The sequence below is a fragment of the Pseudomonas sp. DCB_BI genome (genome assembly GCF_026240995.1).
In the GTDB taxonomy this organism is placed as follows: domain Bacteria; phylum Pseudomonadota; class Gammaproteobacteria; order Pseudomonadales; family Pseudomonadaceae; genus Aquipseudomonas.
In genome coordinates this window covers 56,138-74,463 of the sequence record NZ_JAPFCG010000006.1, presented here as the reverse complement: position 1 = coordinate 74,463, position 18,326 = coordinate 56,138, and the positions used below count along the sequence as shown (strand labels likewise).

18 protein-coding genes are annotated in these 18,326 nt (G+C 65.0%); 11 read left to right on the top strand and 7 right to left on the bottom strand.

Features of this window, described 5'->3' with window-relative positions:
• Positions 1–99: 99 nt before the first annotated feature.
• Positions 100–2,358: a catalase/peroxidase HPI gene (gene katG / locus OO258_RS08415; protein WP_266029721.1), complete on the bottom strand. Its 2,259-nt coding sequence runs from the start codon at positions 2,356–2,358 to the stop codon at positions 100–102.
• 312 nt (positions 2,359–2,670) lie between these two features.
• Positions 2,671–3,303, bottom strand: coding sequence for a glutathione S-transferase family protein (locus OO258_RS08410; protein ID WP_266029720.1), 633 nt, complete (start codon positions 3,301–3,303; stop codon positions 2,671–2,673).
• 293 nt (positions 3,304–3,596) lie between these two features.
• Here OO258_RS08410 and OO258_RS08405 point away from each other — a divergent pair, with 293 nt between their 5' ends.
• Positions 3,597–3,914 carry a DUF2388 domain-containing protein gene (locus OO258_RS08405; protein ID WP_110743211.1) on the top strand — a complete coding sequence of 106 codons (318 nt, stop codon included), beginning with the start codon at positions 3,597–3,599 and terminating at the stop codon, positions 3,912–3,914.
• A gap of 58 nt (positions 3,915–3,972) precedes the next feature.
• Here the strand turns inward: OO258_RS08405 and glcC are convergent, their stop codons facing one another.
• Positions 3,973–4,737, bottom strand: a complete 765-nt coding sequence (gene glcC, locus OO258_RS08400; RefSeq protein ID WP_266029719.1) for a transcriptional regulator GlcC — start codon at positions 4,735–4,737, stop codon at positions 3,973–3,975.
• A 195-nt stretch (positions 4,738–4,932) separates the two neighbouring features.
• Between glcC and glcD the strand changes: the two genes are divergently transcribed.
• The 4 genes from glcD to OO258_RS08380 are packed head-to-tail and all read left to right on the top strand — an operon-like array spanning position 4,933 to position 9,120.
• Positions 4,933–6,432, top strand: a complete 1,500-nt coding sequence (gene glcD, locus OO258_RS08395; RefSeq protein WP_266029718.1) for a glycolate oxidase subunit GlcD — start codon at positions 4,933–4,935, stop codon at positions 6,430–6,432.
• Complete coding sequence (gene glcE / locus OO258_RS08390) at positions 6,432–7,484, top strand: glycolate oxidase subunit GlcE (RefSeq protein WP_266029717.1); 1,053 nt, start codon at positions 6,432–6,434, stop codon at positions 7,482–7,484. The genes glcD and glcE overlap by 1 nt, the downstream gene beginning before the upstream one ends.
• A 9-nt stretch (positions 7,485–7,493) precedes the next feature.
• Positions 7,494–8,729 (top strand): glycolate oxidase subunit GlcF, encoded by a 1,236-nt coding sequence (gene glcF / locus OO258_RS08385; RefSeq protein WP_266029716.1) that lies wholly within the window; start codon positions 7,494–7,496, stop codon positions 8,727–8,729.
• Positions 8,722–9,120: a heme-binding protein gene (locus tag OO258_RS08380; protein WP_266029715.1), complete on the top strand. Its 399-nt coding sequence runs from the start codon at positions 8,722–8,724 to the stop codon at positions 9,118–9,120. Before glcF ends, OO258_RS08380 begins: the two co-directional genes overlap by 8 nt.
• A 35-nt stretch (positions 9,121–9,155) precedes the next feature.
• Here OO258_RS08380 and OO258_RS08375 read toward each other — a convergent pair whose 3' ends face one another.
• The gene (locus OO258_RS08375; protein WP_266029714.1) at positions 9,156–9,737 is read right to left on the bottom strand and encodes a flavin reductase family protein; all 582 of its coding nucleotides are present in this window, start codon (positions 9,735–9,737) and stop codon (positions 9,156–9,158) included.
• Positions 9,738–9,912: 175 nt separating this feature from the next.
• Here OO258_RS08375 and OO258_RS08370 point away from each other — a divergent pair, with 175 nt between their 5' ends.
• Both OO258_RS08370 and OO258_RS08365 read left to right on the top strand, forming a co-directional pair.
• Complete coding sequence (locus tag OO258_RS08370; RefSeq protein ID WP_266029713.1) at positions 9,913–10,251, top strand: hypothetical protein; 339 nt, start codon at positions 9,913–9,915, stop codon at positions 10,249–10,251.
• A gap of 86 nt (positions 10,252–10,337) precedes the next feature.
• Entirely contained in the window at positions 10,338–11,771 is a 1,434-nt protein-coding gene (locus OO258_RS08365; protein ID WP_266029712.1) for a PLP-dependent aminotransferase family protein, read from the top strand.
• Here OO258_RS08365 and OO258_RS08360 read toward each other — a convergent pair.
• The gene (locus tag OO258_RS08360) at positions 11,764–12,960 is read right to left on the bottom strand and encodes a cyanate transporter (RefSeq protein WP_266029711.1); all 1,197 of its coding nucleotides are present in this window, start codon (positions 12,958–12,960) and stop codon (positions 11,764–11,766) included. The two genes, OO258_RS08365 and OO258_RS08360, sit on opposite strands and share 8 nt — an antisense overlap.
• Before the next feature lie 203 nt (positions 12,961–13,163).
• Here OO258_RS08360 and OO258_RS08355 point away from each other — a divergent pair, with 203 nt between their 5' ends.
• The gene (locus OO258_RS08355; protein WP_266029710.1) at positions 13,164–13,601 is read left to right on the top strand and encodes a carboxymuconolactone decarboxylase family protein; all 438 of its coding nucleotides are present in this window, start codon (positions 13,164–13,166) and stop codon (positions 13,599–13,601) included.
• A 68-nt stretch (positions 13,602–13,669) separates the two neighbouring features.
• Here OO258_RS08355 and OO258_RS08350 read toward each other — a convergent pair whose 3' ends face one another.
• The gene (locus tag OO258_RS08350; RefSeq protein WP_266029709.1) at positions 13,670–14,680 is read right to left on the bottom strand and encodes an AraC family transcriptional regulator; all 1,011 of its coding nucleotides are present in this window, start codon (positions 14,678–14,680) and stop codon (positions 13,670–13,672) included.
• 170 nt (positions 14,681–14,850) lie between these two features.
• On the opposite strand from OO258_RS08350, the gene OO258_RS08345 reads away from it, so the two are divergent.
• Genes OO258_RS08345 through OO258_RS08335 form a run of 3 tightly spaced genes read left to right on the top strand, consistent with a single transcriptional unit; the run spans position 14,851 to position 17,489 of the window.
• A complete protein-coding gene (locus tag OO258_RS08345; protein ID WP_266029708.1) occupies positions 14,851–16,035 on the top strand; it encodes an acetyl-CoA C-acyltransferase family protein in 1,185 nt (394 codons plus the stop codon).
• A gap of 11 nt (positions 16,036–16,046) precedes the next feature.
• Entirely contained in the window at positions 16,047–16,895 is an 849-nt protein-coding gene (locus OO258_RS08340) for a 3-hydroxybutyryl-CoA dehydrogenase (protein WP_266029707.1), read from the top strand.
• Between the two features lie 12 nt (positions 16,896–16,907).
• On the top strand, positions 16,908–17,489 hold the full coding sequence (locus OO258_RS08335; protein ID WP_266029706.1) for a TetR/AcrR family transcriptional regulator: 582 nt from the start codon (positions 16,908–16,910) through the stop codon (positions 17,487–17,489).
• Positions 17,490–17,922: 433 nt separating this feature from the next.
• On the opposite strand, the gene OO258_RS08330 is transcribed toward OO258_RS08335, so the two are convergent.
• The gene (locus OO258_RS08330) at positions 17,923–18,300 is read right to left on the bottom strand and encodes a response regulator (RefSeq protein ID WP_110743225.1); all 378 of its coding nucleotides are present in this window, start codon (positions 18,298–18,300) and stop codon (positions 17,923–17,925) included.
• Positions 18,301–18,326 lie beyond the last annotated feature (26 nt).

The following is an 18,326-nucleotide window of genomic DNA, read 5'->3' as shown; positions in this document are numbered from 1 at the left end:
GCAACAGAACCGACGAGGGCACTTTTGTATCTATCCGACCTGGAATTGGCGGGATCGCCGCGGGTTTGGGGGCGCAGGGCGCCCCCAAGTTCAATGCAGCTATTTCAGGTCGAAGCGATCCAGCTCCATGACCTTCTCCCAGGCAGCCACAAAGTCCCGCACGAACTTGTCACCACCATCACCACTGCCATACACCTCGCTCAACGCCCGCAACTGCGCATGCGACCCGAGCACCAGATCCACCCGGCTAGCAGTCCACTTCACCTGCCCGGTCTTGCGGTCGCGTCCTTCAAAGGCCTCGTTGTCCGCCGATGTCGGCTTCCATTCCACGCCCATGTCCAGCAGGTTGCGGAAGAAGTCGTTGGTCAGGGCACCAACCTTGTCGGTGAACACACCCTGGGTGTTGCCGCCATGGTTGGCCCCCAGCACCCGCAGGCCACCGATCAGCACGGTCAGTTCCGGCGCGGTCAGGGTCAGCAGTTGGGCTTTATCCAGCAGCAGCTTCTCGGCCTTCACGCTGTAACGGCCCTTGCTGAAATTGCGGAAGCCATCGGCCAGCGGTTCCAGCACGGCGAACGACTCGACGTCGGTCTGCTCTTGCGAGGCATCGGCGCGGCCCGGGCGGAACGCCACGCTGAGGTTGTGCCCGGCGTCCTTGGCCGCCTTCTCCACCCCAGCGGCGCCGGCGAGGACGATCAGGTCAGCCAGGGAAACCTTCTTGCCGCCGGCATTGAACTCGGACCGGATCTGCTCCAGCGCCGCCAGCACCTTGCCCGTGCCCTGGTTGGCCGCCCAGTCCTTTTGCGGTGCCAGGCGCAGACGGCCGCCATTGGCCCCGCCACGCTTGTCCGAGCCACGGAAGGTCGAGGCCGCCGCCCAGGCAGTGGCCACCAACTCGCCAACACTCAGGCCCGTTGCCAGCACCTTGGCCTTGAGCGCGGCAACGTCCTGCTCGCCTATCAGCGGGTGGTCGACTTGCGGGATCGGGTCTTGCCAAAGCAGTTCTTCATTAGGCATTTCCGGCCCGAGGTAGCGCGCCAGCGGGCCCATGTCGCGGTGGATCAGCTTGTACCAGGCGCGGGCGAAGGCATCTGCCAGTTGCTCAGGGTTCTCCTTGAAACGCCGGGCGATCGGCTCGTAGATCGGGTCGAAGCGCAGCGCCAGGTCGGACGTCAGCATCGATGGCGCGTGGCGCTTGGCCGGGTCGTGGGCATCCGGCACGGTGCCCGCCCCTTTGCCCTCTTTCGGCGTCCACTGGTGGGCGCCCGCCGGGCTCTTGGTCAGTTCCCATTCAAAGTTGAACAGATTGTTGAGGTACTCGTTGCTCCACTGGGTCGGCGTCGAAGTCCAGATCACTTCCAGGCCGCTGGTGATGGCATCGCCACCTTTGCCGGAGCCAAATTTGTTGGCCCAGCCCAGGCCCTGCAGTTCCAGGCCGGCTGCTTCGGGCTCAGGGCCGACGTTGTCTGCCGGGCCGGCGCCATGGGTCTTGCCAAAGGCGTGGCCACCCGCGATCAGCGCCACGGTTTCTTCATCGTTCATGGCCATGCGGCCGAACGTTTCACGGATGTCCTTACCCGAGGCGACCGGGTCGGGGTTGCCTTCCGGCCCTTCCGGGTTCACGTAGATCAGGCCCATCTGCACCGCGGCCAGCGGGTTCTCGAGGTTGCGCTCGCCACTGAGGTCCCGGCTTTCTTCCTGCGGGTGCTTGGCGGGCTCTGCCACCAGATCACCCTGCCCTGGCGGCTGGGCCTTGACCTGGTCTTTGCCATAGCGCGTATCACCGCCCAGCCAGACCTTTTCAGAGCCCCAGTACACATCTTCGTCCGGCTCCCACACATCGGCGCGCCCGCCCGAGAAGCCGAACGTCTTGAAGCCCATCGATTCCAGGGCGACGTTACCGGTCAGCACGATCAGGTCTGCCCAGGAAATCTTGTTGCCGTACTTTTGCTTGATTGGCCACAGCAGGCGCCGGGCCTTGTCCAGGCTGACGTTGTCCGGCCAGCTGTTGAGCGGAGCGAAACGCTGCTGGCCTGAACCCGCGCCACCGCGCCCATCGCCAATGCGGTAGGTACCGGCGCTGTGCCAGGCCATGCGGATGAACAACGGTCCGTAGTGACCGAAGTCGGCCGGCCACCAGTCCTGCGAGTCGGTCATCAGGGCGGTCAGGTCTTTTTTCAGCGCCTGGAAATCGAGGCTCTTGAACGCCCTGGCGTAGTCGAAATCCGGGTCCATCGGGTCGGACTTCGATGAGTGCTGATGGAGAATTCTCAGGTTGAGCTGGTCAGGCCACCAGTCACGGTTGGTGGTGCCGCCACCTGCGGTTTGATGGAACGGGCATTTCGATTCGTTCGACATCTGCGGGTACCTTTGGGTCGGTTATCCAGATTTCCGGTCTATGCCAGGTGTTCTTTCAGCCGAGCGCGTGCGCTCGAGCTACCCCTCATCAGGTGTACACGGGGCTTGCGAAGCTGTCACGGCGGGCGGGCACGGTCTTGCACGCAGGTGCTCACACACTGCCCGTTCGCGGAATTCGCGGGGCCAGGGGAAAGACTAGCCGAGCTTGGGCAGAGGTCTAATAGAGTGGCTATTGGAGGGCGATAGGTTGGCTCTGTCAGGTTGACCTGTGCCGGCCGCTTTGCGGAAGGGCCCGCACAGGGATTTTTCCTGTCAGTGCTGAGTAGCGGCACCCGGCATCAGCTCATAAGGGTGCTTCCAGCCAGGCAACGCCTGGATCCGCGCCTTCCATGCCTCGATGTGGGTGAACGCTGACAACTCGATTCCGGTGTCCTCGGGCATGAACACATACCCTGCCAACGACAGGTCAGCGATGGTCAGGCGCCCACCCACCATGTACGGCGTTTTCGCCAGGTGTGCGTCGACGATGCGGTAGGCCGCCGTGGCCCGCTCTCGCAAGAAGTGGGTCACATCGGTTTCGCCCGTTTTCTTCAGGCAAAACAGAAAACGCAACGCGGCGTAATAGCTGGTGAATTTATGGTTGTCGAACAGCATCCAGCGCCAGATCTCCCGCTTTTCGTCCTCGTCACGGGGGCCGAACTGCCCGGTTTGCTCAGCAAGGTATTCGAGGATCAGCGCGGACTGGGTCAAGGACTTGCCGGCGTGTTCCAGCACCGGCACCTCGCCCTGCTCGTTGACCGCGTCACGCCAGGCTTGCTCGCGGGTCTGGCCATTGAAAAAGTCGACGAACACTGGCTGCCAGTCTTGGCCAGTGAGCTCAAGCATCAGCGCGGCCTTGTAGGCGTTGCCGGATTCAGCGAAGCAATGCAGCTTGTAGTCGGGCATGGGCGGACCTTCATTTTCCTTTGAATGATCATGCTGCCCGAGCAGATCACGCCCGCCCCTGCGCCGTCAATCCAGCCCCAGGCGATTTGCACATGGCGCCCCAGGGCGCAACTCCGGCTTCGCCATCGTCGTGCCAGAGCCGAGTGTGCTCGAGGTGCGTGATTACGACCAAACGTTCAGGCGTGCGGCTGCTTTGCAATCTCCAGACGAACAAGGGAACTACCACCACCCCGTGCTTTCTTAAACACTGAGTGTTTTATTTCCCTGTGCTTCACGCTACTGGAGAACAAGACATGCGCCACCTACTCCTCGCCCCTGCGCTGCTGCTCCTGCTGCCTGCCGGTGCCGCCCTGGCCCGCGTCGATGCGGGCGACGTCGCCACTTCGGCCGGTGTTTCCGCCTCGCTCTACTCTACCTTCAAGGACGACAAACGGATCATCCCGGCCCGTGACGAGCTTTCTGCCTTCGTCGCCAGTGGCGGTGAGATTCGCGGCGCCTATGTTGAAGCGGCGTTGGAGCAGGCGCGCAAAGACCATCCAGGGCTGCAAGCCAATGATGAAGAGCTGGCCAGGGCCATCCTGTCGCAGGATGACCGCATAGCCGATCACTGAGACTGACCTGCACCGGCCCTGTCGCGGGCTTACCCGCAATGGGGCCGGTGCAGGCACATTACCCCCAGCCATCCATGCGCATGGTCGCCCTGATCAAGCGCTGTTCCTCCTGCTCGATCTCCCGCAAATTGTCACGAATGCCATTGATGTGTTCGCGCGCCGCCCGCTGGGCTTGTTCAGGAAGCTGCTCCATGACCGCGTGGTACAAGCGCGCATGCTGCCGATCGATCTGGCGCTTCTGCGCCGGCCGGCAATACAAGTTGTTGACCGAAGCGAACACCGTGCTCAAGGTCAGGTCACTGAGCGATTGCAGGGTATGCACCAGCACCGGGTTGTGCGACGCCTCGCTGATCGCCCGGTGAAAAGCATGGTCACGTCGGGCATGCTCGCGGGCATCGAGCGGCTCGGCAGCTTCGTGCGCCGCCAGCATCTCTTCGTAGCGACGGCGGATCAACAAGCGGTCGACCTCGGTGGCGCGCAATGCCGCCAGCCGCGCCGACTCAGCCTCCAGCAACGCCCGCACCTCCAGCAGGTCGAACAGCGTACGGGGCTGCGAGCTGAACAGGTGCATCAATGGTGTGGCACCCACCTGCCCTGTCAGGTCGGCGACAAACGAACCGCGCCCCTGTTCGGTATCGATGATGCCGCGCCCACGCAGAATGCGCAGGCCCTCGCGCAGCGCTGAACGCGAACAGCCAAGCTTCTCCACCAGGCGCCGCTCCGAAGGGAGGGCCTGGCCGACCTTGAGCACACCTTCGACAATCAGCCGTTCGACCCGCTCGGCCACCTGATCGGCAACCTTGGCCTTGCCTTCCGTACCCACTGCGCACCCTCCTACTGGTAGGACCACTTCGACCACGCCCTCCAATCTAGCCGGCCAAAGCCGTCAATCACCAGTACCCACAGCATAAACTGGTAGGACCAGCTGCGCCTGCACTCGACCTCCACCACCGCCACGCGCAGGCTGCTACGGTGAACGCGTTGCCAACTACAATAAAAACCGTTGCCGAGTGAGCCGATGAATATCCTGTACGACGAGCGCGTCGACGGCGCGCTGCCCAACGTGGCCCGAGCAGACGTGTTACAAGCGCTGCGCGCCGCCTTGCCCGACCTCGAAATCCTGCACCGCGAAGAAGACCTCAAGCCCTACGAATGCGACGGCCTGTCGGCCTACCGCACGGTGCCGATGCTGGTGGTGCTGCCGGAGCGCCTGGAGCAGGTAGAGACCCTGCTCAAGCTTTGCCATCAGCGCGGCGTGCCGGTGGTAGCACGGGGGGCCGGTACCGGCCTGTCGGGCGGCGCCTTGCCGTTGGCCAAGGGCATCCTGTTGGTGATGGCACGCTTCAACCGCATCCTGGAGGTGAACCCCCAGGGCCGGTTCGCCCGCGTACAGCCTGGCGTGCGTAACCTGGCCATCTCCCAGGCTGCCGCCCCTCATGGTATGTACTACGCGCCAGACCCGTCCTCGCAAATCGCCTGCTCCATAGGCGGTAACGTCGCCGAAAACGCCGGTGGCGTTCATTGCCTGAAATACGGCCTGACCGTGCACAATCTGCTCAAGGTGGAAATCCTCACCGTCGAGGGCGAACGCCTGACGCTGGGCAGCGATGCCCTGGACAGCCCGGGCTTCGACCTGTTGGCCCTGTTCACCGGTTCCGAAGGCATGCTCGGCATTGTCACCGAAGTCACCGTGAAGCTGCTGCCCAAGCCACAGGTGGCGCGGGTGCTGCTGGCCAGTTTCGACAGCGTCGAAGACGCCGGGCGGGCCGTTGCTGAAATCATTGCCGCCGGCATTATCCCCGGCGGGCTGGAAATGATGGACAACCTGGCGATTCGCGCCGCGGAAGATTTCATCCACGCCGGCTACCCAGTGGACGCAGCGGCGATCTTGCTGTGTGAACTGGATGGCGTCGAGGCCGATGTGCACGACGACTGCGAACGGGTCGCCGCCGTACTGGCAGATGCCGGCGCTCGCGAGGTGCGGCTGGCCTGCGACGAGGCCGAACGGGTGCGTTTCTGGGCCGGGCGCAAGAACGCCTTCCCGGCGGTGGGGCGCATTTCCCCGGACTATTACTGCATGGACGGCACCATTCCACGGCGCGAACTGCCGCGGGTACTCAAGGGCATCAGCGACCTTTCCAGCGAATACGGCCTGCGCGTGGCCAACGTGTTCCATGCAGGCGACGGCAACATGCACCCGCTGATCCTGTTCGATGCCAACCTGCCGGGCGAGCTCGAGCGCGCCGAAGCCATCGGCGGCAAGATCCTTGAACTGTGCGTGGCCGTGGGCGGCAGCATCACCGGCGAACACGGCGTGGGCCGCGAGAAGATCAACCAGATGTGCGCGCAGTTCAACAGCGATGAAATCACCCTGTTCCATGCGGTAAAGGCCGCATTCGACCCACAGGGCCTGCTCAACCCCGGCAAGAACATCCCGACCCTGCACCGCTGCGCTGAATTCGGCGCCCTGCATGTGCACCATGGGCAGCTGCCCTTCCCTGCGCTGGAGCGCTTCTGATGAGCATGGACCGCGATAACAGCCAGGCCCTGCTGGAGCAGGTCAACCAGGCCCTGAACCAAGGCACGCCACTGCGCATACTGGGCAGCAACAGCAAGGCCATGCTCGGCAATGCGGTGGCCGGTGAGGTGCTCGACACCCGCAGCCACCGTGGCATCGTCAGCTATGACCCGACCGAACTGGTGCTGACCGCTCGCGCCGGCACACCGCTGCGCGAAATCGAGGCGATCCTGCACGGAGCCGGCCAGATGCTGCCGTGCGAACCACCCCACCTTGGGCCTGATGCGACATTGGGCGGCATGGTCGCAGCCGGTTTGTCAGGCCCCAGGCGTCCGTGGGCTGGGTCGGTGCGGGACTACGTGCTGGGTACACGCGTCGTCACCGGCCAAGGCAAGCTGTTGCGCTTTGGTGGCGAGGTCATGAAGAACGTCGCCGGCTACGATGTGTCACGCCTGATGGCGGGGAGCTTCGGGTGCCTGGGGCTGTTGACCGAGGTGTCGCTGAAAGTGCTGCCACGCCCGCGACAGTGCCTCAGCCTGCGCCTGCCGATGGGCCGCCACGAGGCGCTGGCCGAGTTGGCCGAATGGGGGCAGCAGCCGCTGCCGATCAGCGCCGCCTGCCATGACGGCGAAGCACTGCACCTGCGCCTGGAGGGCGGCGAGGGCTCGGTGCAGTCGGCACGCCAGCGGCTGGGGGGTGAACCACTCGATAGCAGCTTCTGGAGCGACCTGCGCGAACAGCGCCTGGCCTTTTTCAACGGCCCTGACCCGCTGTGGCGCTTGTCCGTGCCCACCGCCTGCGGTGAGCTGGAGCTGCCCGGCCAGCAGCTGGTCGACTGGGGCGGCGCCCAGCGCTGGCTCAAGTCCAGCGCACCGGCACACGCCATTCGCGACCAAGTTGCCAAGGTGGGCGGTCACGCCACCGGTTATGCCCCCAGTGCGGCCAGCAGCGCGCCACTGACCGCCGGTCTGATGCGCTACCACCGCGCCCTGAAGCAGCAGCTCGACCCCCAGGGCATATTCAACCCTGGCCGCCTGTACCCGGACCTGTGAGGCCAGACCATGCAAACCAACCTCAGCGAAACCTCCCGCCGCCTGCCCCGCGCCGACGAAGCCGAGAGCATCCTGCGCGCCTGCGTGCACTGTGGCTTCTGCACCGCCACCTGCCCTACCTACCAGTTGCTGGGCGACGAACTGGACGGCCCGCGCGGGCGCATCTACCTGATCAAGCAAATGCTCGAAGGCGAGCCGACTACCGCCAGCACCCAGTTGCACCTGGACCGCTGCCTGACCTGCCGCAACTGTGAAACCACCTGCCCTTCCGGGGTGAAGTACCACGACCTGCTGGACATCGGCCGCGCCGTGGTCGAGCAGCAGGTGCCGCGCCCGCTCAGCCAGAGGCTGTTGCGCCAGTGCCTGCGTGCGGTGGTCCCGCGGCCGGCGCTGTTCAAGGCGCTGACCCGCAGCGGCCAGGCCCTGCGCCCGCTGCTGCCGGCTACGCTCAAACACAAGCTGCCGGCGCGCATCACACCGCCCGGCCAGCGCCCTGTGCCGCGCCATGCCCGCCGGGTGCTGATGCTCGAGGGCTGCGTGCAACCCGCGCTGTCGCCCAACACCAACGCCGCAGCCGCGCGGCTGCTCGACCGTCTGGGGATCAGCGTGCAACCGATCCGGCAGGCGGGTTGTTGTGGCGCAGTGGATTACCATCTCAACGCTCAGGAGCAAGGCCTGCAAAGGGCCCGGCGCAATATCGACGCCTGGTGGCCGGCCATCGAGGCCGGTGCCGAGGCCATTGTGCAAACGGCCAGCGGATGCGGCGCATTCGTGCGGGACTACGGCCACCTGCTGGAAAAAGACCCCCGGTACGCCGCCAAGGCCGCACGGGTCAGCGCCCTGTCCCGCGATCTGGTCGAAATACTGCGCGACGAGCCGGTCGAGCAACTGGGCCTGTGCGCCGAACAGCGCCTGGCGTTCCATTGCCCGTGTACCTTGCAACATGCCCTGAAGCTGGGCAGCGCGGTGGAAGCATTGTTGACGCGCCTGGGCTTTAGCCTGACCGCAGTGCCCGATGGCCACCTGTGCTGTGGTTCGGCGGGCACTTATTCGCTGACTCAGCCGGAGCTGTCTTTGCAACTGCGCGACAATCGGCTGAATGCCCTGGAAAGCGGCAAACCGCAAGTCATCGCCACTGCCAATATCGGCTGCCAGAGCCATCTGGACGGGGCTGGGCGCACGCCAGTGCGGCACTGGATCGAAATCGTCGAAGCAGCCCTGAACCCGGAGACCTCCCATGCATAGCAAGTTCGTGATCGGCCAGGCCGATGTAGACCGAGTACTGACCGCCGCCCGTCAGGAAGCCCTGACCCAGAACTGGAGCGTGACCATCGCCGTGGTCGATGACGGTGGCCACCCGCTGGCACTGGAACGGCTGGACGGTTGTGCGCCAGCCAGTGCCTACATCGCCCTGGAGAAGGCCCGTACCTCGGCGCTGGGGCGCAAGGAAACGCGGGATTACGAAGCTATGGTCAACGGCGGGCGCACCGCGTTCGTGACCGCGCCGCTGCTAACCTGCCTGGAAGGAGGCGTGCCCCTGAAGCTGGAAGGCCAGGTAGTCGGCGCCATTGGCGTGTCCGGGGTCAAGCCCGAACAGGATGCCCAAGTGGCCAAGGCCGGGGCTGCAGCCCTCTGAACCCGGTGCCGGCGATTGCGCCAGCACAGGCTGCATCAACCGTGTGAATCCACCACCACGGCCTCGCCAATCGCATAAAAATGCCCACCCGCCACGTAGTGCAAGCTGCGCCACTGCGGGTCGGCATTCTCATAAGCCCAATGGCCATCGCGGAATACCCGGTTATCGGCCCAGGCCGCCACAACCTCGCCAATGAACAGGTCATAGGTGTGCTGGTTGTGCGGCTCATCGATCACCCGGCACATCAACCAGGCCGAGCAGCCCTGTACCAACGGCGCCGTGTATCCCTCGACCCGCGCCAGCTGCACCCCGATGCTGGCCAGTTTGTCGGGCTGGTCGAACAGGCTGCGCGTCCCTACCTGATGGGTCAGTTGCGCCTGAGCCGCGGTCGGCACCTGGATCACGAAGTAGCCACTGCCCTCTACCAACTGCCGGGTGCGGGCAATCTTGTCGAGTACCACGGTCACCTTTGGCGGGTCGAAATCCAGCGCACAGGCCCAGGCCGCCGCCATTACGTTGTCCACCCCATCGTGGCTGGCCGATACCAGCACCGTCGGGCCGTGGTTCAGCAGCCGATAGGCCTTTTTCAGGTCGACGGGTTGGAAATGGCTGTGCATGGCAATCCTCGGCAAGGCAGGTCGCAAAAGCACGATTGTGCCGCAGGCACCCCAGAGTCGCCACATTCGAGCGGCTTCAGAAATTCCCTACAACACGCGCGGACGCGTCCTACTTGCTGCCTCAGCCTGGAGAAAACAAGATCTGCACAGGATGACCATCCAGGGGAAATGCCGCATGCACCTGTACGCCCGCTCCATTGCCGAACTCCGCAACAGCCTGCGCGAAATGCTGGACCATGAGATCAGCAACCCTGATGAAGACCCGCACCTGTCGGGGGTGATGTTCTTCTGTGCGACCGATGAACAGACCCGCTTGCTGATCGAGCGCATCGAGCTACTGGCCAGCGAGGTGTTTTTCGCCCCGAACGGGCGGGTTATCACCGAGCATATGCGAGCGGCTGCAGTGGATGGCGTGTGCATCAAGCGCAACCGCAAGGCACCGGCAGACGAGACGGTGATACGCATCGCGCTGGCGGACAAAGGCTATATCACAGTGAGCACGGCCCGGTTCTGATGGCCATTCATGGGGCCGCTGTGCGGCCCCATGCTGTTCCCCAGCCAATCCGCTATCCTGTGCACACCCCCGCTCCGGACCGTCCCATGGAACTGCACATTCGGCTGGATGGCCGCAAAGGCCTGGCCGACCAGCTTTACCAGCAATTGCGCGCCCGTATCGACAACGGCCACCTGGCTGCCGGCACTCAACTGCCACCCACGCGCCTGCTGGCCGAGCAGCTGGGGGTATCGCGCAAGACCGTGGCCGAAGCCTATTCGCGCCTGACCTATGACAACCTACTCAGTGGGGTGGTCGGCCGTGGCACCTTCGTCACCCCGCGCCACCCCCTGCGCAGCAGCGAACCCGCCGCCATCGCCCTCGCTGGCGCCGCATCGCTCGAACGTTGGCAACAGCGCGCCACGGTGCTTGGCCAACGCCAGCTGCAGGCCCCGTCACGCTTCGACTTCATCGGGGGTGCCTCGAGCAAGGCACAGTTCCCGTTCGACCAGTGGCGCAGTTGCCTGAACTACGCTTTGCGCCGCAGCCAGCGCCACCCCGAGCGGCAGTTCGCGGCCCAAGGCCTGCCGGAGCTGCGCGAAGCCATCGCCCGCCACATTGCCTACGCCCGCGGCGTACATTGCAGCGCCGCCGACCTGCTGGTGTGCAACGGCGCCCAGCAGGCACTGGACCTGATCGCCCGGGTGCTGGTCGAACCCGGCTGCCGGGTGGCCATGGAAGACCCTGGCTACCCGCCGGCACGCCAACTGTTCCTGGCTTTGGGCGCTCGCCTGCAATCGGTACCGGTGGACGCTGAAGGGCTGTGCGTGGAGCAGATCGCCGATGGCACCCAACTGATCTACGTCACGCCGTCGCACCAGTTCCCCCTGGGCATGCCGATGAGCGAGCCGCGTCGCCAGGCCCTGTTGGCGCGGGCTGCCGAACTGGGGGCGCTGATCATCGAAGACGATTACGATTGCGAGTTCCGCTACCATGGCCCGGCCTCGGACGCCCTGCAGCGTCTCGACCGGCATGGCCTGGTGGCCTACGTCGGGACATTTTCCAAGACCTTGCTGCCTGAGCTGCGCCTGGGTTACGCCGTGTTGCCGCCTGCGGTGCTGCAGGCCGCCTGCGTGGCCAAGCACCTCAGCGACTGGCACAGCCCGACCCTGCTGCAATGGGCGCTGGCGCGCTTCCTTGGCGAGGGCCACCTGAACAAGCACATCCGCCGCTGTCACGAGGTCTACAGCGCCCGCCGCGAGCGCATCCTGGCGCGCCTGGGCGGCGATCTGGCACCGTGGTTCAGCGCCATCCCCGCCAGCGCCGGCTTCCATCTCAGCGCCTTGGCCAAGCCCGGGGTCGATGTGGAGTTACTGGCCAACCTGGCGCGCAAGGTGGAGGTTGGCCTGTACTCACTGGCACCCTTCTTCAGCGAAGCGCCGGTACGCCCGGGGCTGCTGATGGGCTTTGGCGCCATCGAGCTGCTGGATATCGACCCGGCACTGGACCGGGTACGCGATACCTTGCAGCGTCTCAGCTGACCGGTGCAGCCTTGCCCGCCACTGCCCGGCGGGCGATGACGGCCGCATAACCGCGCGGGTTGAAGCACGCGGTTACCAGCAACATGGCCAGCACGGTCACGGTCAGCAGCGTCCACGACGCCTGGAAGTCGCCACTGACATCGCGCAGCCAGCCAGTGATGTACGGCACGATGCCGGTGATGATGAAGCCGATGCCCTGCACGAACGCCGCCAGGCTGCCAGCCTCGGCCGGGTTTTTCAGGTGCTCCAGGGTCAACGTCAGGCATTGGCTGAAGCAGGCACCCAGGCCAAAACCGATCATCGCCACCCACAGCCCCGACGCCACTGTTGGCGCCAGCAGCAGGCCGAGGAAGCCGGCCAGCTGAATCCCCAGCGCCAGCCATAGTCCCGGGCGCCGGTCTGCCAAGCGCCGCAGCAGCAGCGGCAGGCCCAGCGCGCCGGCCACCTGGAAGATGGTCATCAGCCCCACCAGGTCGGCGCCACCCTGGGCGCTGCCGCCGTGTTCCATGTGGTAGGCCGGCAACCAGGCCACCATGCTGGTGTAACCGCCATTGATCAGGCCGAAGTACAGGGCCAACACCCAGGCCCGGCGGGTGCCGAACCAGTGCCCGCCCGTAGCCCCTGGCAGCGCTGGCGCGCCCTGGCGTGGCCGCAGCACGACCCAGGCCAGCACGGCCAGCAGCGCCGGAATCGCCCACAGCCCAAGGCCGGCCTGCCAGTGGCCGAAGTGGCCGCTGATGTGTGGCCCAAGCACTGCTGCCAGGCCACCGCCTGTCATCAGCGCCGCCGAATACAGGCCCATGGCCCCGGCCAGGCGCCCCGGGAACCAGCGGTTGACCAGCCCCGGCATCATGCCCTGCACCAACGCCACGCCCAGGCCGGCCAGCACCGCACTGGCGATCAGCGCCCAGGCACTGTCCAGTTGCAGACGCCACAGGCAAGCCAACGCGATCGCCGCCAGCCCGCCAAGCATGCCGCCATGCTCGCTGATCCAGCGCCGCAGCCACGGCTGTAGCAGTGGCACCAGGCCCATGCACAGCACCGGCAGCGCGGTCAGCAGGGCGGCCTGCTGGTAGCCCAGGCCGGTGCTGGCGCGCATGGGCTCAAGTAACGGGCCGATACTGGTCAGGATCGGCCGCAGGTTCAGCGCCAGCAGGATCACCAGCAACAGGTTCAGTGCAGCTCTCATTGTCAATCGGTTCTCTTCTGGCAAGACCTGGCCATTATCCCGGCTTGGCTGGCCTGGCAGAAATGAAGAGATTGGATGCTTGTCAGTGGCCGGCTGAATGCACGATTGGCCTCCCGCTTATGGGCGGAATTGGCTATCGGGGTAGCCATTGTGCGGCGCTACAGTGACGCCATCGCCACCCCACACCTTTTCTGGAGACTGCCGTGCATAACCGTATCGAATGGGCCAAACACGCCCCCGAAGCCTACAAGGCCATGGTCGGCCTCGAACAGGCCCTGGCCAACAGCGGCCTGGAAAACTCGCTGCTGGAACTGGTGCGCTTGCGCGCCTCGCAGATCAACGGCTGCGCCTACTGCGTCAACCTGCACGCCAACGATGCGCGGAAGGCCGGTGAGACCGAAGCGCGCCTGCAGACCTTGTGCGTATGGCAGGAAACGGCCTACTTCACCCCGCGCGAACACGCAGCGCTGGCCTGGGTCGAAAGCCTGACCCGCTTGCCTGAACAAGGCGCGCCGCAGGGGGAGTATGAAGCCCTGCGGGAGCACTTCGAGCCGGCCGAGGTGGCCAACCTGACCTTGGCGATTGCTACCATCAATGCCTGGAACCGGTTCGGGGTCGGGTTTGCCATGGTGCCGGCCTGAGCATTGCCTGCCAGCCTTTACCGGCCTCTTCGCAAACAAGCCCGCGATGACGCCAGTGCAGGTCGCAGCTACCGCCCGGCCAAGCGAGCCCGGTAGCTGCCGGGGCTCTGCCCGGTCCATTTCTTGAACGCCCGGTGAAACGCACTGGGCTCCTGGAAGCCCGCCTGTTCGGCAATTTCTGCAATGCTCAGCACCCCTTCGCGCAACCGCTCGAAGGCCATGGCCCGGCGCACCTCATCCTTGATCTGCTGGTACGACCGCCCCTCGCGCTCCAGCTGTCGGCGGAAGGTGCTGGCGCTGACCCCCTGCTGCTGCGCCAGTGCCGCCAACGTCGGCCACTGCCCATAACGCCGCGCCCGCAGGTGCCGGTAAACCTCGGCCACCAGGCCGTTCTGGTTACGAAAGCGAATCACCAACCCCTGTGGCGCACTGCGCAAGAATGTCTTCAGCGCTGCCACATCCTGCACCACCGGCAACCGCAGGCAGGCGCTGTCGAACTCCACCTCGGTACGCCCACTGCCCAGGCGCAGGTCCGGCCCCCACAACAGCAGGTCGTCTTCCTGGGCCGGGCGCGACACCGCCAGCTCGGTGCGGTCGATGGTGATCCGCCGCCCGCCCAGCCAGCACAGGATGCCGACCATCAGCACCAGGTAGGTTTCTTCGGCATACACGCGGGTCAACGGGTCGGCGATGGTCGATTGCACACTGATCAGCGCGCGCCCACCACGCACCGTCAGGCTGCCGCGCAAGTCGCGCAGAAACAAGCCGAAGCCGCCCACGCACTGGCGCAAGGCCTTTTCCAGGTTGGGCTCGAGGATCAGCCCGCGACAGATCAGGGCGAAACTGCCCAGCGGCATGCCATGGCTGTCGAGGCGAAAGAACTCATCGTCCAGGCGCTGGATCAGCGCCAGCCACAGCTCGGCGAAGGCCTTGGCCGGCACCCGCGCCTGGGGCTGATCGAGCAGCTGCGGGTCGATGCCCACCGCGCGCAACTGCGCATCACGCTCGACAGGGCTGTCGCGCAAAGCGTGGAGCATCGCATTGAGGAAGTACACGGCGACCGAATCGCTATCGCGCATGGCGGTTTTCGCTGTCTATGCTGAGTGGCAAAAAGTGCCAGGTTGTTTGAACAGTTCCGGCATAGGCTGCAACAGAGCCTTTGCCTAGACTCGGACCCACTCCGGGATCTCCCCGGCCATTCTCGCAGAGCCTGGCCCGGTCCCGCCATGCCTTCGCAATCGGAGCTTCCATGAGCAGCGCAGAAATCTATGTCGTCAGTGCCGTCCGTTCAGCCATTGGTGGCTTTGGCGGTTCCCTCAAGGATCTGCCACTGGCCGACCTGGCCAGCGCCATCACCCGCGCCGCCATCGAGCGGTCGGGCCTGGCCGCCGAACAGGTCGGCCACCTGGTAATGGGCACCGTCATCCCTACCGAACCCCGCGACGCCTACCTGGCGCGGGTAGCCGCAATGAATGCCCGCATCCCCAAGGAAACCCCTGCTTTCAACGTCAACCGCCTGTGCGGCTCTGGCCTGCAGGCCATCGTCTCGGCGGCCCAGGGCCTGTTGCTGGGCGACACCGACGTGGCCATTGCCGCCGGTGCCGAATCCATGAGCCGTGGTCCTTACCTGCTGCCGCAGGCACGTTGGGGCGCACGCATGGGTGACCTGCAAGGCATCGACTATACCGTCGGCGTACTGCACGACCCGTTCGAGCACTTCCACATGGGCATTACCGCTGAAAACGTGGCGGCCAAACATGGCATTACCCGCGAAATGCAGGACGAACTGGCCCTGAGCAGCCAGCGCCGCGCCGCCCGCGCCATTGCCGAAGGCCGCTTCGCCAGCCAGATCGTGCCGCTGGAACTGAAAACCCGCAAAGGCAGCGTGCAGTTCAGCGTCGATGAACATGTGCGCGGTGACGTGACCGCCGAGCAACTGGCCGGCATGAAGCCGGTGTTCAAGAAGGACGGCACCGTCACCGCCGGCAACGCCAGCGGCATCAACGACGGTGCCGCCGGCCTGGTGCTGGCAACCGGGGATGCCGTACGGCGCCTGGGCCTGAAGCCGCTGGCACGCCTGGTCGGCTACGCGCATGCCGGGGTGGAACCGGAACTCATGGGCCTGGGGCCAATCCCCGCGACCCACAAAGTACTGGAGAAGACCGGCCTCAAGGTGCAGGACCTGGACGTGATCGAGTCCAACGAGGCCTTCGCCGCCCAGGCCTGCGCCGTGGCGCGCGAATTGGGCTTCGACCCGGAAAAGGTCAACCCCAACGGCTCCGGTATTTCACTGGGTCACCCAGTGGGTGCCACCGGCGCGATCATCGCCACCAAGGCCATCCATGAACTACAGCGCATCCAGGGTCGCTACGCCCTGGCCACCATGTGCATCGGTGGCGGCCAGGGTATCGCCATCGTCTTCGAGCGCGTTTGAGGGAGCAACACATGAACATTGAACACATTGCCGTGATCGGCGCCGGCACCATGGGTAACGGCATCGCCCAGGTGTGCGCGGTGGCTGGCTTCCAGGTGCTGCTGGTGGATGTCTCCGACGCGGCACTGGAGCGCGGCGTGGCGACACTCGGCAAAAACCTGGAGCGCCAGGTCAGCAAGGGCACCCTCGACGGCGACAAGGCCGCAGCGGCGAAAACACGTATCCGCACCAGCACCGACTATGGCCAGCTCAACACTGCGCAGCTGGTGATCGAAGCGGCCACCGAGAACCTGCAACTCAAGCAGCGCATCCTGCAGCAGGTAGCGGCCAACGTCACGGCCGACTGCCTGATCGCCACCAACACGTCGTCGCTGTCGGTCACCGAGCTGGCCGCCAGCATAGAGCACCCCGAGCGCTTCATTGGCGTGCACTTCTTCAACCCGGTACCCATGATGGCGCTGGTCGAGATCATTCGTGGCCTGCAGACCAGCGACAGCACCTACGCCCAGGCGCTTCTGGTGACGGAAAAGGTGGGCAAGACCCCGATCACCGCCGGTAACCGCCCGGGCTTCGTGGTCAACCGCATTCTGGTGCCGATGATCAACGAGGCGATCTTCGTGCGCCAGGAAGGCCTGGCCAGTGCCGAGGACATCGACACCGGCATGCGCCTGGGCTGCAACCAGCCGATCGGCCCGCTGGCGCTGGCCGACCTGATTGGCCTGGACACCTTGCTGGCGATCATGGAGGCCTTCCATGAAGGCTTCAACGACAGCAAGTACCGCCCTGCCCCGCTGCTCAAGGAAATGGTCGCGGCCGGCTGGCTGGGGCGCAAGACCGGCCGCGGTTTCTTCACCTATTGAGGAGCTGGCGCCATGCCCCCGATCAATGCCGCGATGCGCTGTGCCAACTTTGAAGAGCGACGTGACCGGGCCATGGCGCTGTTTGCCGAGAAGGGCTTTGGCCAGGTCAGCATGCGCGAGCTTGCAGCCCATGTCGGGCTGACTGCCGGCTCGCTGTACCATCACTTCCCCAGCAAGCAAGACCTGTTGTTCGACTTGATCGAGGAGTTGTACGAGGAGCTGCAGGCCACCCTGGACCAGGGGCGGCGGGCCATGGCCCGGGGAGCTTCGGCATTGAGCTGCCTGATTGCCGCGCACTGGCAGTTGCATGCCGAACGGCCCATGCAGTTTCGTTTGGCAGAGCGGGATCTGTGTTGCCTGAACGACGACCAGCAGGCGCGCCTGGCCGCGTTGCGCACGCGCTATGAGGCGGGGTTGCTGAGGTTGATCGCACCTCAGGCGAAGTTGCAGGGCGAGGCCCTGGTGGCCACGGCGCATGTGGTAGCGACACTGCTGAACCAGTTGCCGGGGTTGTTGAAGGCCTTACCCGAAGAACAGGGGCTGGGGCTGATGGAAAGCATGCTGATGGGCGGGCTGGAGCGGACCCTGCGCTAGACGCGGAGGACACCCGGATGGATGGCACGGGCTTCGCCCGTGTTCGCGGGACAAGCCCGCTCCCACAGTGATTGCGCCAGCTTCTAGAAATTGAGCAAGCCAGGTGTTTCTCCAGCGACTGCATCAGCCTCAAGCCCACAGGGATCGCGCCAGATTCCAGAAATTGAGCAAGCCAGGTGTTTCTCCAGCTACCGCATCAGCCTCAAGACCACAGGGATCGCGCCAGATTCCAGAAATTGAGCTGTTTCTCCAGCTACTGCATCAGCCTCAAGCCTGCGGGGGTGCCTGTGGGAGCGGGCTTGTCCCGCGAAGAATCCAACACGTTGCATGGCACCGGCTCCGCCGGTGTTCGCGGGACAAGCCTGCTCCCACAAGGGATCACGCTAGGTTCTAGAATTTGAGCAAGACAGTTGCTTCCAGCTACCCGGAAATTTCAGCGCAGCAGCGACTGGATCTGCTCGTGCAGGGTATCCAGGTCGAACGGCTTGGCCAAGATCGGTGCCTTGCGGGTGATCGGGCTGCCAGACTCGAGAATCTCCGCCGGGTAGCCGCTGATAAAGATTACCTTCAGGTCCGGTCGCAGCTTCACCGCAGGCTCGGCAATTTCCACCCCTGAAATACCACCCGGCAAGCGGAAGTCGGTGACCATCAGGTCCAGGTGCGGCTTGCTCGCCAATATGGCGAACGCCTGCTCGCCATCCTCGGCCACCAGCACGTGGTAACCCTCGCCGGCCAGGTAATCTCGCAAAATCATGCGGATCGCCGGTTCGTCCTCGACCACCAGCACCACGTCTTGTGCATCTTCACTCATGTTAACGCCTTGAAATTCTTACAGTT

What these genes read in the sequence shown, in the direction of transcription:
- katG (WP_266029721.1), bottom strand. Translation starts at nt 2,358, where the DNA reads ATGTCGAACGAATCGAAATGCCCGTTCCATCAAACCGCAGGTGGCGGC.
- OO258_RS08410 (WP_266029720.1), bottom strand. Translation starts at nt 3,303, where the DNA reads ATGCCCGACTACAAGCTGCATTGCTTCGCTGAATCCGGCAACGCCTAC.
- OO258_RS08405 (WP_110743211.1), top strand. Translation starts at nt 3,597, where the DNA reads ATGCGCCACCTACTCCTCGCCCCTGCGCTGCTGCTCCTGCTGCCTGCC.
- glcD (WP_266029718.1), top strand. Translation starts at nt 4,933, where the DNA reads ATGAATATCCTGTACGACGAGCGCGTCGACGGCGCGCTGCCCAACGTG.
- glcE (WP_266029717.1), top strand. Translation starts at nt 6,432, where the DNA reads ATGAGCATGGACCGCGATAACAGCCAGGCCCTGCTGGAGCAGGTCAAC.
- glcF (WP_266029716.1), top strand. Translation starts at nt 7,494, where the DNA reads ATGCAAACCAACCTCAGCGAAACCTCCCGCCGCCTGCCCCGCGCCGAC.
- OO258_RS08380 (WP_266029715.1), top strand. Translation starts at nt 8,722, where the DNA reads ATGCATAGCAAGTTCGTGATCGGCCAGGCCGATGTAGACCGAGTACTG.
- OO258_RS08375 (WP_266029714.1), bottom strand. Translation starts at nt 9,737, where the DNA reads ATGCACAGCCATTTCCAACCCGTCGACCTGAAAAAGGCCTATCGGCTG.
- OO258_RS08370 (WP_266029713.1), top strand. Translation starts at nt 9,913, where the DNA reads ATGCACCTGTACGCCCGCTCCATTGCCGAACTCCGCAACAGCCTGCGC.
- OO258_RS08365 (WP_266029712.1), top strand. Translation starts at nt 10,338, where the DNA reads ATGGAACTGCACATTCGGCTGGATGGCCGCAAAGGCCTGGCCGACCAG.
- OO258_RS08360 (WP_266029711.1), bottom strand. Translation starts at nt 12,960, where the DNA reads ATGAGAGCTGCACTGAACCTGTTGCTGGTGATCCTGCTGGCGCTGAAC.
- OO258_RS08350 (WP_266029709.1), bottom strand. Translation starts at nt 14,680, where the DNA reads ATGCGCGATAGCGATTCGGTCGCCGTGTACTTCCTCAATGCGATGCTC.
- OO258_RS08345 (WP_266029708.1), top strand. Translation starts at nt 14,851, where the DNA reads ATGAGCAGCGCAGAAATCTATGTCGTCAGTGCCGTCCGTTCAGCCATT.
- OO258_RS08340 (WP_266029707.1), top strand. Translation starts at nt 16,047, where the DNA reads ATGAACATTGAACACATTGCCGTGATCGGCGCCGGCACCATGGGTAAC.
- OO258_RS08335 (WP_266029706.1), top strand. Translation starts at nt 16,908, where the DNA reads ATGCCCCCGATCAATGCCGCGATGCGCTGTGCCAACTTTGAAGAGCGA.
- OO258_RS08330 (WP_110743225.1), bottom strand. Translation starts at nt 18,300, where the DNA reads ATGAGTGAAGATGCACAAGACGTGGTGCTGGTGGTCGAGGACGAACCG.